Raw genomic sequence first — 15344 nt, forward strand, 5'->3', positions numbered from 1 at the left:
GTTTTGAGATTAGCACTATTTTTTAGCAAAAGCTTTGTTGTAGTGTTCCTGCAGGAGCTTTTCCACATCAGAGAGTTTGTAGTAAATCTTGTTTCCGACCTGTGAGAACGAAATACGACCTTCATCTCGCCAGGTTTGAGCGGTGCGTTTGGAAATCTTCATCAGCAATAGAAATTCCTGATTGTCTAAGAACGTATCTTTCTTAGGTTCATTTTTCGCATCGATACGTTTTACGAGTTCGTCCAGTTTTTCGATGATTTCGGTGTACTGGTCTTTGGATAAAATTACTGCTTCCATTTTCTTTAATTTTTAAGATTATGGAAGCAAAGGACTGCAACAGTACAAAGTCAAAAAATCCCGAAATGGTCTTTCGGGATAAAATTTATTTACAGTAATTTATCAATGTCTATCCGCTTATGAGGTTTCGGATGTTTATCTGATTTTGAAGGCGTGATAACGGTTTTGATGGTTTCGGGACTTAATTCCTGTCCGTTTTTATCTACGAATGAATTTACGATGACTGCAACAAAATCATTGATATTTCCATCCAGAATGGGTTTGCCGTTTACAAATAACTCTCTGTGTAACTGGTAAAATATATCAACGAGCTGATTGATGTTGCAATTGATTTTTAGTTTATTGAACGGAATGCCCTCCGCATTTTTTCTCATTTGCTGTTTAGAAAATTCATCGGTTAAACGAATTAAATGCTGTATCTGGTCTATCTCCTTTTGACATTGGTCGGAATAATCGGGTAATTTTGGGTTGATGAAATCAATACTTGCCTGTTCGTAATCGAACTTTTCATTGGTCAAAAACATAATTTTTTCGGTGTAATCTTCCATACCGTTTACTTTACTTTTTACTTCCCGGAATGAAAAATACCGCTCTTCACATTCGGCATTAATATACTGCATTGGTGGTTTTCTCTGTTCGTGGCGGTTTCGTGTAATCTCTAATTCTTTTCGTTTGCTCTCAATAATGGTGTAGCATTTCATCATCCGTCCACGCATTGTTCTGTTCACAAACAATTCTTCGTTCTCTGAAATCAACTTTTCAACTTTGTTTATCCATTTTAAAGGATCAGATACAAAATCGCAATGATGCGAAAAGAAATCGGGAAGTTGTGCATAGGGTAGTTTCAGAATTTTATTGATGAGTTCTTTACAATATGATCCATTATCTTTTCCATTTCAGCAAAATATCAAACAAAGCATTTTCCGACTGTTCTTTTGGAACTGCCGTTAGTTCAGTAAACTGCACGATGTGATTTATTTGATAAGGTTGTGGCATAAATTTTATTGGTTGCTATAACAATGCAATTAGTATTATTACTTCCCTTGTTCCACACGTTTCAATGCTTCATTATCTTTAGTGTCAAACTTGAAATTCTGGAAATCTTTATCTGTGGGTATTTCCAATTCAAAGCTTTTCACTTCGGCAATCTCAATTTTCAGGTTTTTTCCAGTGAAGTCCAAAACGTGTCCGCCTTGTTTTTTGTCCGATGAAAGGAAATGAAAATGGAAACCTTTGCTGTTGATGCCGTTCAAGTATTCGGGAAGATGATACCCGATTAATGTTCCTTCGGTATCGGAAAAATCAAAGAATTTCTGTGTATTAAAAATGGTTGTGATAACAGAGAAAGGCTTACTTTTTACAGGCGGAAAAGCTCTTGTTCTCACGTGGTCAAATTTTCCTGTTATTTTAATGGTGTACATTCCGTTTTTGTTTGTTAGTTTTTCAGATAATTGTGCCAAAAGTGCCTTCTCGTCTATCGGATTTTCAATATTTAAAACCGTATCAGCTTTAAAGAAGGTGGTGAAAAACATTGACGTTTTAAAATCATTATCGGGTTCAACGGTTTCGCCTGTTGCTTTGGTCTGATATACTTTTCCGTTCAACATTGTCAATTCTCCGTCCAACATATCAGGTGCTCCAAGCCCGAAATCTCCTTTTAGTTTTACATCTTTCAAGGGCAAAGTTCCTTTGTATAATCCGCCAACAAAAGCATCAGCTACCCCGTATTGATATAGCTTGTTGTATTTCTCTTTATTTGTCATTTGCAATTCTTTTAGATTTGAGATAATTACCTTGTTTTTCAGCATTTGTGGCATATAGATTTTTTGAGTAGTGCGGTCATAAAAAATATCCGCAATGCTTTCTTCGGTCAAAAGCATTTCTGATTGTTGGGTTTTCAAATCGTAAACCCAAAGTTTGCCATAGCCTTTGGTCGGGAATGTAACCCAATCCGAAATCAGTAAATGGTTATCATCTATCCATTCTATGCCATCAAAAAATCCGTTGGCAATGTTGGGCAATTTCTTAAAATCCTCGTTTCCATTTTTGACGTAAACCGAACCATCACCCAAATTTATCCCATTGGTACAAACGGCAATTTGATTGGTGTTTTTGTTGAACGAAATACCGTTTATAGTTGGGATATTTCCAATAATTTCAAAGGATTTATTTTTGGTATTTACTTTGTAAATATTGCCCGAATAAGTGTCTGTAACACCGATAAAACCATTTTCTAAACGGCAAATATCATTCAGTACGGTTGCCTGCGGAATAGCCAATTCAAAAACCGTTTTCCTGTTGTTGATGTCAAAGCCTACGATACGTTCAAGGTCTGCCACGTACAAAGTATTGTTTTCAATAGCCATTCCTTTAGGAGCGTGTAACACACCTTTGGTAGGGGCAAACTTCAATTCTATCAGTTTACTGTCTGCGGAAATTTCACTGATAAATCCGTCACTATCCCTGCTACTGAAATCCTGTCCCTGATTGGAAACGAAAAATCGTTTGCCGTCCGATGTTACGCTTTCTGGAGTAGCAAAACCATTGATCACCTGTTGTGAAAAACTGCTTAATCCAATGCAGATAAATATTGCTGTTAATATGCTTTTTACTTTCATAATTCCGATTGTTTTAAAATTTGATTACTACTTTACCGAAAGCATTGCCCGATTTAAGCCTTAAAAAAGCTTCCTGTGTTTGGTTTATGGTGTAAACGCTGTCTATAACAGGTTTTAGATTATTCTTTTCAATAGCATTTACTAACTCGTCCAAATCCTGTGCATTGCCTACGGAATAACCCTGCAAGCGGATATAGTTCATAATAAGCGGTAACACGTCAAAAGACAGTTTACTACCCGACATAAAACCCACTAATCCCACAAAGCCGTGTTCTTTTACAGAAAGAATACTCTGCTGAATGGTGTGTTGTCCTGCCACATCGAGTGTAACATCTACGCCTGTGCCGTTGTTCAGCCGTTTTACTTCACTGCTCCAATCAGGAAAGTCTTTATAATTGATAACTTCATCAGCTCCCAAGTCTTTTAGCTTTTGCTCTTTTTCCTTGCTTCCTGTGGTTGCTATTACTTTCAATCCCGAAATTTTTGCGATTTGCAGGGCAGATAAGGAAACGCCACCGCTTCCCTGTATCAGAATGGTCTGTCCTGCTTTGATACCTGCCTGCATAAGCATTGCCCAAGCGGTAAGATCTGCAACGGATAGCGATGTGGCTTCTTCATCGGTAAGGTTTTGAGGTGAACGGACAAGGGTGTTTTCAGGCTGTATGGTAAACTCTGCCAATGTTCCCGAAGTTTGCAAACCTGTTCTTAAAGCATTATGATAAGGCGTATTTTTTCCTGCTTCCCAATTTGTAATGAACGGGATAAGCACACGGTCGCCTTTCTTCCAACATGTTACATTTTTGCCAATGGTTTCCACGACACCCACACCCTCCGAAACAGGAATGAACGGAAGTGGTATGTTTAAACCCACCGTATTTTCTACGGTAAGCAAGTCGAGGTATTGAAGCGAAACGGCAGTAGTTCTTACCAAAACTTCATTTTCGCCAACTTCGGGAGTTGCCACTTCGGCTAATTTCAGATTTTCTATACCGTAGTTTTCTAATTGTATTGCTTGCATAATCTTTTGAATTGAATAAGAAATTAAATTAATAGCGTTGTCCTCCAATAGTCAAACCTCCGTCCACTAGGATGCTTTCTCCTGTAACAAAGGTAGCTGACGGGCTACTTAACCAAGCGACCAATTCAGCAACTTCTTCGGGATTTCCGAAACGACCAAGCGGAGCGTGTTTTTTCGTTGGCTCTTTTAATTTGTCGGCTTCTTCTTTGGGGAAGGGATAAAAGCGGTCAAACATCGGGGTTTGAATATAACCAGGCTGAATGCTGTTTACTCTAATTCCTGCTGGTGCGGCTTCAACTGCCAAAACGCGAACCAATCCGTCCACGGCAGCTTTACTTGCGGAGTATATTCCTGAACCTGCAAAGGCTCCTCTTGAAAGCCACGATGAAGTATTTACAATAGTTCCTCCTGAACCTTGTTTTTTGAATTGTTCAATTTCGTATTTGCAGGATAGCCAAGTGCCTTTGATATTGATGCCTACAACGGTATCAAATTCTACTTCGGATGTTTCGTCAATTGGTGCGAAATGCCCCTCAACACCTGCATTATTAAAAGCAATATCAAGTCTGCCAAAGATGCGGACAGTTTCGGCAATAAGATGTTTCACTTCCTCACTTTTGGAAACATCGGTTTTCACGAAATGAATATCAGAGCTTATTTTTTGCAGTTCCGTAATTGCAGTATTGCCCTGTTCTTTTCTTCGTCCGGCAATAACAACTTTGGCACCTTTTTGTAAAAACAGTTTTGCAGAAGCTAAACCTATTCCCGTTGCACCACCGGTGATTAGAGCAACTTTTCCTTTTAAATTTTCTTGTACCATAATTTTAAATTTTATTATGGTACAAAGTTGTCTAGATTGGTTTTTTAAAAGTTATGCAAATCAAACAAATGATTATGCATTATAAACATTTTCTTTTCTAAAATGATTAGGAGTTTCATTCGTCTGTTTCTTAAAAAAATTGATAAAATTTGACGAATGTTCAAAGCCTAAACTATATGCTATTTCTGCGATGTCCCAATTACTGAATTGCAATAATGCTTTTGCTTCTTTAGCTATTTTTTCAGCTATCCATTCGGTTGTTGTTTTACCTGTACTTTCTTTCAAAGCTCTGTTTAATGTATTCGTATGAACGTTGAGCTGTAAGGCAAATTCGTTGGCTGTTTTTAGTTTCATCGTCTGGCTTGGTGCGTCAATAGGAAACTGCCGTTCCAACAATTCCAAAAACAAAGTGCTGATACGCTCCGAAGCATTGGCAGGTTGATAAAAGGTTTCGGGCGGTTGTATTTTCATTGCTTCGTGTATAATGATTTGCACGTAGCTTCTCAATAGATCGTATTTGTTGGCATATTCAGAATTGATTTCACGAAACATATTTTCGAAAACACTTTGCAAAAGCTTCAAACTTCCCTCACTTGGAAAAAACACGTGATTGCCGCCAACTTTAAATAACGGAGATTGCGAAAGGCTTTCATTCTTCAATGTTGCATTTACAAAATCTTCAGTGAAAAGACAGAAAAAGCCTGCTTGGTCTTCTGAGGTAGGTTGCCAAGCGTAAGGAATGAGTGGATTTAGAAACGTAATGGATGGCTTGTCCATTTTGATAGATTTATCAGCATAACTCAAAATACCTGTTCCTTTTGTAGCGATTGAAATTTTATAAAAATCCCTACGGTTTGGTGGTAGCGAAGTACTGTCGCAAGCAAATTCTTCCCTGCGATAAATGTTGAATTGTCCTGTCGTTGGATATTCTTGTCCGTGATTAGTGTAAAACTCTTTTATTGTTTCCTTGCGTTTCATTTTACAAAGTTATGAAATTCAATCATTGTTAGGGTATTTGTTAATTGATATACTTATCTACCGCATTATCTAATTCTTCACTTACAATTTTTGCATATACCTGTGTTTGCTGTATGGTAGCATGATCAAGCAACTTACTTACATACTCTATACGCATACCGTTGTTCAAAGCATTGGTAGCAAAGGTATGACGGCTTAAATGGAAGTGCAGGTTAAAAGGTAGTTTCAAATCTTCGCCCATTTTCTTTAAATGCACATCGCCTAATCTTACTTTTGAACGTATGCGGGTACTCTTGTACACTTCATCATTAAATATTCTTTCTGGATTTTCTAATACAGGAAATATAAATGCTTCGGGATCTATTGTTTTCGGTTTGTATTTGTTGAGTATGGCAACAGATTTGGCTCCTAATTTAAAGCTATGTTGCTTCTGTGTTTTTTGAATAACTTTTGTAATCTTTTGTGTTTCTTCATCGTAACATTTCCACTGTAACAGCATTACATCACTAATACGCAAACCACCACCAAAGGCACTAAACAAAAACATATCTCTGTGAACTACGGCTTTTGGTCGTTGGCTTAAGTCTAAGTTTTCTAAATCTTCTATCTGCTTTTTGTTGAGGTACAGACGTTCTACTTTACTTTTTGGAATGTCTATTTTGTAGAATGGGGAAGGGACTAACGGTATCAATTCTTCTTCCATTGCATCGTTATAAAAGAAACTCAATATTCGCAGTGAGGTAAAGACAGTTGTATTGCCATTGCTTAATTTCTTTTTGCAGTAGTTAGCATAATCATTCAAAATACCTACGTTGATATCAGAGAAATAGAAATCTCTATATCCCAAAAAGCGTTCGAATTTCTTGATATAACCCTCGTAAATGACCGTAGTACGATAAGAAACAATGCCTTTGAGAACTTCTAAGCGTTTATCGCAATAGTCAAAGAAATTCGGATCTGCTTTTCCTTTGATGGCTTCTTTTAGTTTTCTTGCTGAAACTGATTTTTTGGTTCTTTCGTGGTCGGCTACCTGTGCCTGTGCATCGGCTACCTTTTGAGCAAGGAAGGCATTCATCCTGGCACTGTTGGGGTAATTCTTTTTGAGTTTCTGCTTTGCTTCGTCCCATTCACTAACTTTTGCTTTTACTCCAGTTGTAACAAACTTGGCTTTGCGATCTTTGATTAGCCTGATGTAGATAGGGCTTTGTCCTGTTGCATCTTCCTGTTGTGTACGCTGTACTAATTTTATTGAAGCCATAATAAAACTGTATTTGGATTGTTGTACTATTAAATAAATCCGATGCAAAACAGTGAAAGCATTGATTTTATTGCTATTTCAAAGCGGTGCAACGTGATACTAAGGTACAACTTTTAGTACAACAAAACAAGTATTTACTTGCGTTTTTGTGCTTTAATCTGCATAATTATATTTTATAACTACTTAATATACAGCATAATTAAGTGTAAATTGGTTTTTGGGAAATTGTATTTCGTATAACAACCAAATGTACGCAATTATCACATAATACCAATAATCTCTAAAACTACATATATCGCTGTTGGCGAGTACATTACATTATTTATTATACGTTTGTAAACATTTACAAACTACTATGCATCTTTCTGATCTATAGAAAATACGCAACTACAAATTATGACAACGTCAGGATTTGTAGTTCAAATAGAAACAGATCAAAAGCTAAAACCTATTTACTAACAGCCGATTAAAAGTTTTGTGAAAATTTTTTTCGTTAATTTCTGAATAGAAAACGTAGTTCTATGCTATCTGTAGCCAAATTATTCATTGATTATTGCGTATAGCACATGGTTTTGATATTCTCCGTTTTTGAAAGTATGACATTTTATAGCGCCTTCTTTCTTCATTCCTGCCTTTTCCATTACTCTTCCTGAAGAGGTGTTAAAGTCAAAATGAGTGGCAAAAATCCTTTTTAGTTTAAGGTCCTCGAATCCAAATTTAATTATTGCTATAACGGCCTCTGTTACCAATCCCAGATTCCAATATTTTTCATCCAGCCAATATCCTAATTCTGCTTTATTAAACCTGTTATCAATTCCTAAGTCAATTCCCCCAACTAAATTCTGATTTTCAGCAAGTCGAATAGCAAAAATATACTGAGTTTGATTTTTAAATCCCTTATCGGCTAGATCAACCCAAAATTCTGCGTCGTTCCTAGAATAAGGAAAAGGGATATTAATAGTATTTTTTGAATAAACTGGATTATTCAATAATTCTGTAATAATTTCTAAATCATTTTTATTCGGTTGATTTAGAATCAATTTTTCAGTTCTTATTTCTGGAAACTCTCTTTTTATCACGGCGTCTTATTTCGATTATAGCTACTAACCAAATTTAAGAAAAACCGATTAATCACCATTAGCTTGTTTTAGTTAATAGTTGCTTTATTAAGCCGAGGTCGGTTGAATTATCTTTTTTAACTGTCAAGAAATATTTTGTCTGCCAAAGTTGGGTTTTTTCTGCCTGCTTGTTCGTTACGATGTCCCAGGGTGGATAAACTCTTATTCCTCGTTTACCCTCTTTATCGTTTCTTGTTATAATTCCTTTATCAAGTAACACAGATTTTGGGAAAATAAACTGTCCAAAGTGGTTATCACTTTTTGATGTGATTATTATAAAATCTAAGTCATCTGATATGCTGAATGGTCTTGTAATTCCCTCCTTGTTCCTTTTCCAAATGGTCACGAACTGACCCGTTTTTGTTGGTGTGATCTTAGACACACGATGTTGGATTGTCATTCCATCAAGTTCAAATGAACAAGCTCCATATTCTATACTTTCCGAATTTTGCTTAAAGTTCGACCAATTAAAACTACATTGGTCATAAACCAGCTCTTTTACAAATTTTAAGTCGCTGGGGATTTGGTTAAGTGTGGTTAAAGTGTTTTCGATCATCATATTGTATTATTGATATCCGATTTTGTTTCCAAAGGCTGTTAGCGAAAAAAAGTATTGATGAATTGCGTACTTACATGAAGATCAAGTTCAGCTACGACCAAGCAGCGGCAATTAATTATTGGATGACAATTTACTCATTATTGGTCATTCTCCTTACAATTTCTTATAAAAGAGAAAAGTCTTGCTAGATTTTAATCCAGATTTTTTTCGGTTAAGAATGTCACCACGTTATTACAGATCATTGTCTTTATTTTGGTAAATGAGCAACCAGTTCTACCTCTAATGGGGAGGGAAGAGGGAAGAGGGATGGAGAGCTGTTAGGAGGGCAGTTTTTTAAGGGATGGTTATTTTCTTTTTTATATTGTTGTTTTTATTATCTTTGGTTTACGCTATCCGGATGCTGCTATTTTACAGAGGCTTTGGTAGAAAATTCTACGAGATGGATGTGATCTTCTGGTTCTCTCTCATTTCATTATTTTTGTTTTTGGGGTTGTATTTTTGTGAATTTGATTGCCAAGTTCTCCCTCTTTTTTCATGCACTATACTAGGGTAGGCTATGGAGTATCCATGGCTTATCTATGAATGAGGTATTGATAATGGATGGTTGGTTTTATTGTGCTTTCTTTAAAATGGTATTGGCTGATCTTAATACCCATAAATGACGATACTTCTTCAATTTTATAAGAACCTTTTACATATAACCTAACAGCCCCATCATATTAGACTGAAGGTCTCGAAGCCCGGCATCCCTCTTCCTCTACTTATCTACTGCCAGTTCACATTTAGGTCCCTGAACTCTTGTATAGATCGGGTGCCAATACTAGAAAAATCCTCGGGTGTATTACTTGTGTTAAATTTAAAAAGCTTAATAACTTCAGGCTCATCAACAAAATTCTTAAAGACAAACTTTATCTTAAGCGGAACATTTAGAGTAAGCTTAGGAGACGGGTTGGAGGATTGATTATAATCAAAATCAAAGGCATTACCTTCCAGATCGATAAGGGTAGAATTGCTGAAAGAGGCTGTTTTATTCTGATCCTTAGATTCTGCCAAAAAGGTGACGGTGACGGTTTTGTCTTTTTTAGAGCCTACTACACTGGTTATACGGTATAGTGTGTTATCTTTGTTTTGTTCCACAATTGGCGCGTTTACATCCACGACTTTTTTCAGGTAGGTGTTCTGCATAATCACAGCCTGTACTTGCTGCTTCACGGTACCCAGATCGATTTTAATCTGGTTCAGATCATTTTTTAGATCTGTATTGGTTTGCCCGAAACTTATTGCCGAGGTAAGTAGGGCAGGTAATAATAGTTTTTTCATAATTCTTATTTTATGTTTATTAACCACCAAATTTAAAAATCCCGCCGAACATAGCCTTACGGGTTTCCGTAAAAGGGCAGATACCCATAATAACTACAAATTGTTCATTATTACTTCCTGTATTAAAACCTAATTCGTAAAAGAGCTTTGCTACATTTCGTAAATAAGATCAGGAATTTAATTATTTTTTTTGCGGGATTTTTTAAATTAACTAAAATTCAGTGGAAAAAACTCGCAGATGGCATGCTTGATTTTTGATGAATTTTTTGAGGTTTGCTATTTGAAAAAATAGACATTGACTAGTACCTTAAAGTTTGATAACAGATCATGACGCAACCAGTACTACAACCACTTCTTCAAGAATAAAACCGCTCAGAATAAAATCGAAATTCCATTATGACCCAAGTCATAAAGTTCTTGTCGAGTTCTCTCTATTTTTGATGTTATTAATAACGAACTATGATTAACTCAACGGTAATGCATAACTCACATCAAATCATTATTATACTTCAAATTGACCAGATAGTTTAATCCACATATTTAGTCGTCAAGAGATTTTAAAATAGTTAGGGAGGAGGTTAGATTGATATGGTTATTGAGGAAAGTATCATTAAGCTATTCGGAGGAAAATTGAAGCAATATAGACCGTCAGAAATCATTTTTGCGGAAAAAAGCACTGCTAATTACTACTACCAGATTATTGAAGGTGAAGTTAAATTGAACAACTTTAATGAGGATGGCAAAGAAACGATTCAAGCTATTTTGAAAACAGGGGAGAGTATAGGTGAGGCTTTACTGTTTATTGATAAACCTTACCCTGTAAACGCTATTGCGATTACGCCTTGTAAAATTATCTCATTATCTAAGGCCAAGTTTTTTCAAATCCTCACCAAATCTCCTGAGAATCAATCCAACATTATCAAAAGCTTATCTCATTCAATGTATTTTAAGTATGTTATGGGGGAAATTTTCTGTTCACAAAACCCTGGAACCAAGCTTCGACTCTTACTGGATTACCTTAAAAGCTCAGAAGATAATCTTACTGCTTTTTCCTTTCAAGTTCCCCTGACAAGACAACAGATGGCCAATCTTACAGGGCTTCGTGTTGAAACAACCATTAGAACACTAAAAACAATGGAAAAGGAAAATGTGGTAAAGATAAAGAACCGAAAGATTTTTTATTAAGTATTTTCAATAGAAGATTTTACCTTTAACAATCTTAAGTAAGCCCTCATTTTCAAGTTTTTTAATATGCCTTATCACGGTCTCGACTCTTAAACCTGTCATTGCTGCTAATTGTTGCCTGGTTAAGGGCAACTGAAATGAGTATTTAATACCTTCTGGGCTAAAACTTTTATGATAATCCAAAACACCTTTAATTCTTACATGGGCGTGTAAAGAAGAATTATTTTCCAGCATGATGTATTTTTGGTAAAGTCGTTCCGCTAGAAATTTATTGACCTCTATTGAAATATGTGGATGATCATCCAACAACTTTGTAAATTTTGATTTTGCCAATTTTAAGACTTTTGAATCTTCAAAAACGATTGCGTTTACGGGAAAAGGATGGTCAATAAATAATAACATCTCACAAACACTCAGTCCGTTAGTTAGAATAGCAAATATCAATTCTTTGCCCTCTTCATTGTAATGATTAAGCTTGATACTGCCAGAAATAATTTGATAATAATTTTTAGGGGTTTCGGACTCGCTGAAAATAGCTTCACCTTTTTTGTAGTTTTCTACTGTTGCGCCATATTTTAAAAGGAGGTCTTCTGGAATCAGCATAGTTTAATTATTGATGGTTTATAAGCTAATTTACAAAGTAATATTTATGCCGAAAAATTAAATTATCAAATTTTATATTATGACTCAAATCATAAAACTGATGGAGATATAACTTTAATTTTGTTTGATTAACGTAGTATTTTTCCATGAGCGAAAATTTATCAAATCCGATGGGTAGGAAGAAAATCTTAATCTTTGATGATGATGCTTCCATACTTGATGTTGTATCTATTATTTTCGAGGAAGATGGTTACGAGGTTCAAATCTCAGAAACTGCAGATGACATTATTGCAAAAGTGGCTATTTTCTTACCTGACCTCATTATTATGGATATATACATCCCAGTAATTGGTGGAGTTGAAGCAACCAGATTATTGAAAAATCATAGTCTTTACAATGAGATACCAGTTATATTTATCACAGCTAAAAATGATGTGGCATTTATCTCTTCGCAATCTCATGTTGTTGACTATTTATCAAAACCCTTCGATATCTATGAATTAGAGAGGAAAGTTGAAAAATGGATCTCTTGAGTTTCAATACAGTTACATACTACTGTATTTGTTAAAATCATTGCTTTTTAAGAAAAGCTAATCCCTTAATAGGCGATTTTAAAAATATTATTGTAGAAAAAGAGGCGAGAATTGCAACGCCTAATAAATGAACAGTTTTGTAAATTTAGTTTAAACTTCTCACAAATTTCTGCAACAATTCAGTAAACGTTTCAAACTCATCGGCTGAAAACACAGTTTGAAATTGTTCTGCAACTTTCTTTCGGAAATCTTCCGAATTATCAATGATGAATTTCCCCTTTTCAGTAATCAACAAATAAAAAACACGCCTATCCTTCTCGTCCTGTTCCTGTACTATCAATTGATTTTCAATTAAAAATTTCATTTGCTTTGAAATAGCAGCCTGGCTGACATTGAATGCTTTGGCTAATGTCTTGCCTGTAGGTTTATCATTCCGGTAAATATATTCAATGATGTTATAATGCGTGGCTGTTACACCATTAATGTTACCTCTGTTCATATGGGCGAGGATAAAACATTGAAAATCTGTGTATGACTCAAAAAAATCTTTACTTATATCTTTCATTTCAGATAAATGATTAACTTAGTTAAATATTTTCAAAGTTAAGTAAAATAATTATGAATGACATTATCATTACCAATGCACGACAAAACAACCTAAAGAATATTTCATTAAAAATTCCAAAAAATAAAATTACCGTATTCACCGGTGTTTCGGGTTCAGGGAAATCTTCGCTGGTTTTTGAAACCATTGGTGCGGAGGCGCAAAGGCAAATCAATGAAACACAAAATTCTTTTGTGAGAACACGGCTTCAGCATTATGGTATTGCCGATGTCGATAAAATTGAAAACCTCAATGTCCCCATCATTATTAACCAAAAAAAATTAGGAGGAAACGCCCGTTCAACCGTAGGAACGGCTACAGATATATATGCTTCCTTGCGGTTGCTATTTTCGAGAATAGGCAAACCTTTTGTGGGTTACTCCAATGTATTCTCATTCAATAATCCACAAGGGATGTGCCCTGAGTGCGAAGGCCTTGGAGTTGTTCAGGACATTGATATAAATGCTTTGATTGATCAGGAAAAATCGTTAAATGATGGGGCGATCCTATTTCCTACTTTTCAGCCTGGTGGCTGGCGATTAACCAGATATACACTATCCGGCTATTTTGATAATGATAAACCGCTAAAATATTTCACTGACAAAGAATGGCAATTGCTACTTTATGCACCAGAACATAAGCCAGCTCATCCGGCTAAAGAATGGGGTAGAACGGTGAAATATGAAGGGATTATCCCGCGAATTGAAAGAACGTTTTTAAAAAAAGATTCTCAGGAAAATACCATAAGGAAAGAAAATTTAAAAAATATCACAACAAGCAAAACTTGTCCGGCATGCCACGGTAAAAGACTGAATAGTACGATTCTTTCCTGCAGGATCAATGATAAAAACATTGCAGATTGCACCGCTCTTTCAGCAGATGAGTTGCTTGATTTTATACAGTCGATTCAATCTACAACCTATGAGATCATTCTCAGGGAACTCACTAAAAAATTACAGAATATCATTAATATAGGATTACAGTATATTACGCTTGATAGACGCACTGATACGCTCTCCGGTGGCGAATCTCAGCGGATAAAAATGGTGAAAAGCTTAGGAAACAGCCTTACGGATCTTCTGTATATTTTTGATGAGCCCAGTATTGGCCTTCATCCAAAAGATTTGGAAAACATTTCATCCATCATCAAAGAAATAAGGGATAAAGGAAATACTGTTTTGATTGTAGAACATGATCCTGATCTCATAAAAATTGCAGACTGGATTGTAGATATGGGACCGGCTTCAGGTAAAAATGGTGGGGAGATTATATTTGAAGGTTCGTTTGAAAATTTAAAATATTCGGATGGAAAAACGGGACAGTATTTTTCTAAAACTTTTGAAATCAACAAAACACCAATAAAATCAGCCGATTATATTGAAATTCAGAATGCGAATACGCACAATTTGAAAAATGTATCTGTACGCATCCCAAAAGGTGTGATGACCGTAGTAACAGGCGTTGCTGGTTCAGGTAAAAGCACCCTTATCAACAGCGTTTTACCAAAGTTTGAAAAAGAAACAACTGTAATAGACCAGTCTGCTATTATTGGTAATAGTCGTTCTAATATAATAACCTACCTGGGTTTATCAGATAAGATCAGGAACCTATTCGCAACAGCCAACAAGATTAGCAACAAATTTTTCAGCAGAAACAGTGAAGGCGCCTGTAAAAACTGTAAGGGTTTAGGGTTTGAAAAAATAGATCTGGCATTTTTAGATGATATCGAGCAGCCGTGCGAAGTTTGTGGCGGATCTGGCTTTGCACCAGAGGTTCTAAAATACAACTATAAAGGCAAAAATATTATTGAAGTGATGGACATGACCGTACCAGATGCGCTCGTGTTTTTTAAGCATATAATACCTATAGAAAATTTGGAAATTCTGGTTAAATTAGGTTTGGATTACCTCAGTTTAGGCCAACGGTTGAATACCCTTTCAGGAGGAGAAAGACAACGATTAAAATTATCAAAAGAACTAAAAACTTTTAACAAAACACTCATTATGGATGAACCAAGTACAGGGCTTCATCCCATTGATGTACAAAAGTTATTGGTTTATTTTAACAGCCTGATCAGTCAAAATAATACCCTTATTGTCGTAGAGCATAACTTAGACATTATCTCCCAGGCAGATTGGATTATTGATATAGGTTTAGGTGCCGGTAAATATGGTGGAAATATTGTTTTTGAAGGTACGGTAACACAGCTTTTAAAAAATAAAATATCATATACTGCCCAATACCTGAATAAACACTTAGAATACAGTTACAGATAAGATAAATTGCTCTTTCATAACCATCATTTATCAATAGATGATTTATAAATTCTAACGAAAGGAAAGTTACATTTTAAGATTATAACGATGGTTATAGAGGGAGTGTAATCTCACCCATCTTAGGCACACTCAAAAGTAGAGTTTTTTGTTAATAATT

The 15344-nt window shown here is 35.6% G+C and carries 15 protein-coding genes; 3 read left to right on the forward strand and 12 right to left on the reverse strand.

Going from position 1 to position 15344, the window contains the following annotated elements; translation table 11 throughout:
* Positions 1 to 15: 15 nt before the first annotated feature.
* The 10 genes from AC00Y6_RS13845 to AC00Y6_RS13890 form a co-directional block, all read right to left on the reverse strand.
* The gene (locus AC00Y6_RS13845) at positions 16 to 297 is read right to left on the reverse strand and encodes a helix-turn-helix domain-containing protein (protein ID WP_474491201.1); all 282 of its coding nucleotides are present in this window, start codon (positions 295 to 297) and stop codon (positions 16 to 18) included.
* Between the two features lie 89 nt (positions 298 to 386).
* Complete coding sequence (locus AC00Y6_RS13850) at positions 387 to 1052, reverse strand: hypothetical protein (RefSeq protein ID WP_474491202.1); 666 nt, start codon at positions 1050 to 1052, stop codon at positions 387 to 389.
* Positions 1053 to 1331: 279 nt separating this feature from the next.
* A complete protein-coding gene (gene budA / locus AC00Y6_RS13855; RefSeq protein WP_474491203.1) occupies positions 1332 to 2915 on the reverse strand; it encodes an acetolactate decarboxylase in 1584 nt (527 codons plus the stop codon).
* A gap of 13 nt (positions 2916 to 2928) precedes the next feature.
* Positions 2929 to 3933 carry a zinc-dependent alcohol dehydrogenase family protein gene (locus AC00Y6_RS13860; protein WP_474491204.1) on the reverse strand — a complete coding sequence of 335 codons (1005 nt, stop codon included), beginning with the start codon at positions 3931 to 3933 and terminating at the stop codon, positions 2929 to 2931.
* A 28-nt stretch (positions 3934 to 3961) separates the two neighbouring features.
* Positions 3962 to 4753 (reverse strand): SDR family NAD(P)-dependent oxidoreductase, encoded by a 792-nt coding sequence (locus AC00Y6_RS13865; RefSeq protein ID WP_474491205.1) that lies wholly within the window; start codon positions 4751 to 4753, stop codon positions 3962 to 3964.
* Positions 4754 to 4825: 72 nt separating this feature from the next.
* Positions 4826 to 5731, reverse strand: a complete 906-nt coding sequence (locus AC00Y6_RS13870) for an AraC family transcriptional regulator (RefSeq protein WP_474491206.1) — start codon at positions 5729 to 5731, stop codon at positions 4826 to 4828.
* Positions 5732 to 5771: 40 nt separating this feature from the next.
* Complete coding sequence (locus AC00Y6_RS13875; protein ID WP_474491207.1) at positions 5772 to 6989, reverse strand: tyrosine-type recombinase/integrase; 1218 nt, start codon at positions 6987 to 6989, stop codon at positions 5772 to 5774.
* Between the two features lie 539 nt (positions 6990 to 7528).
* The gene (locus AC00Y6_RS13880; protein WP_474491208.1) at positions 7529 to 8068 is read right to left on the reverse strand and encodes a GNAT family N-acetyltransferase; all 540 of its coding nucleotides are present in this window, start codon (positions 8066 to 8068) and stop codon (positions 7529 to 7531) included.
* A gap of 58 nt (positions 8069 to 8126) precedes the next feature.
* A complete protein-coding gene (locus tag AC00Y6_RS13885) occupies positions 8127 to 8666 on the reverse strand; it encodes a MepB family protein (RefSeq protein WP_474491209.1) in 540 nt (179 codons plus the stop codon).
* A gap of 765 nt (positions 8667 to 9431) precedes the next feature.
* Positions 9432 to 9986 (reverse strand): transposase, encoded by a 555-nt coding sequence (locus tag AC00Y6_RS13890; protein ID WP_474491210.1) that lies wholly within the window; start codon positions 9984 to 9986, stop codon positions 9432 to 9434.
* A gap of 630 nt (positions 9987 to 10616) precedes the next feature.
* Between AC00Y6_RS13890 and AC00Y6_RS13895 the strand changes: the two genes are divergently transcribed.
* Positions 10617 to 11171: a Crp/Fnr family transcriptional regulator gene (locus AC00Y6_RS13895; RefSeq protein WP_474491211.1), complete on the forward strand. Its 555-nt coding sequence runs from the start codon at positions 10617 to 10619 to the stop codon at positions 11169 to 11171.
* A 6-nt stretch (positions 11172 to 11177) separates the two neighbouring features.
* Here AC00Y6_RS13895 and AC00Y6_RS13900 read toward each other — a convergent pair whose 3' ends face one another.
* Positions 11178 to 11774: a Crp/Fnr family transcriptional regulator gene (locus AC00Y6_RS13900; RefSeq protein WP_474491212.1), complete on the reverse strand. Its 597-nt coding sequence runs from the start codon at positions 11772 to 11774 to the stop codon at positions 11178 to 11180.
* A gap of 146 nt (positions 11775 to 11920) precedes the next feature.
* On the opposite strand from AC00Y6_RS13900, the gene AC00Y6_RS13905 reads away from it, so the two are divergent.
* Complete coding sequence (locus AC00Y6_RS13905) at positions 11921 to 12307, forward strand: response regulator (RefSeq protein ID WP_474491213.1); 387 nt, start codon at positions 11921 to 11923, stop codon at positions 12305 to 12307.
* A gap of 145 nt (positions 12308 to 12452) precedes the next feature.
* Here AC00Y6_RS13905 and AC00Y6_RS13910 read toward each other — a convergent pair whose 3' ends face one another.
* Positions 12453 to 12872, reverse strand: coding sequence for a MarR family winged helix-turn-helix transcriptional regulator (locus AC00Y6_RS13910; protein WP_474491214.1), 420 nt, complete (start codon positions 12870 to 12872; stop codon positions 12453 to 12455).
* Positions 12873 to 12925: 53 nt separating this feature from the next.
* Between AC00Y6_RS13910 and AC00Y6_RS13915 the strand changes: the two genes are divergently transcribed.
* Complete coding sequence (locus AC00Y6_RS13915) at positions 12926 to 15187, forward strand: ATP-binding cassette domain-containing protein (protein WP_474491215.1); 2262 nt, start codon at positions 12926 to 12928, stop codon at positions 15185 to 15187.
* The last annotated feature ends 157 nt before the right edge of the window (positions 15188 to 15344 follow it).

The organism is Epilithonimonas sp. (genome assembly GCF_056329745.1).

Coding starts and splice junctions, on each gene's coding strand:
- AC00Y6_RS13845 (WP_474491201.1), bottom strand. CDS start 297: ATGGAAGCAGTAATTTTATCCAAAGACCAGTACACCGAAATCATCGAA.
- budA (WP_474491203.1), bottom strand. CDS start 2,915: ATGAAAGTAAAAAGCATATTAACAGCAATATTTATCTGCATTGGATTA.
- AC00Y6_RS13860 (WP_474491204.1), bottom strand. CDS start 3,933: ATGCAAGCAATACAATTAGAAAACTACGGTATAGAAAATCTGAAATTA.
- AC00Y6_RS13865 (WP_474491205.1), bottom strand. CDS start 4,753: ATGGTACAAGAAAATTTAAAAGGAAAAGTTGCTCTAATCACCGGTGGT.
- AC00Y6_RS13870 (WP_474491206.1), bottom strand. CDS start 5,731: ATGAAACGCAAGGAAACAATAAAAGAGTTTTACACTAATCACGGACAA.
- AC00Y6_RS13875 (WP_474491207.1), bottom strand. CDS start 6,989: ATGGCTTCAATAAAATTAGTACAGCGTACACAACAGGAAGATGCAACA.
- AC00Y6_RS13885 (WP_474491209.1), bottom strand. CDS start 8,666: ATGATGATCGAAAACACTTTAACCACACTTAACCAAATCCCCAGCGAC.
- AC00Y6_RS13890 (WP_474491210.1), bottom strand. CDS start 9,986: ATGAAAAAACTATTATTACCTGCCCTACTTACCTCGGCAATAAGTTTC.
- AC00Y6_RS13900 (WP_474491212.1), bottom strand. CDS start 11,774: ATGCTGATTCCAGAAGACCTCCTTTTAAAATATGGCGCAACAGTAGAA.
- AC00Y6_RS13905 (WP_474491213.1), top strand. CDS start 11,921: ATGAGCGAAAATTTATCAAATCCGATGGGTAGGAAGAAAATCTTAATC.
- AC00Y6_RS13910 (WP_474491214.1), bottom strand. CDS start 12,872: ATGAAAGATATAAGTAAAGATTTTTTTGAGTCATACACAGATTTTCAA.
- AC00Y6_RS13915 (WP_474491215.1), top strand. CDS start 12,926: ATGAATGACATTATCATTACCAATGCACGACAAAACAACCTAAAGAAT.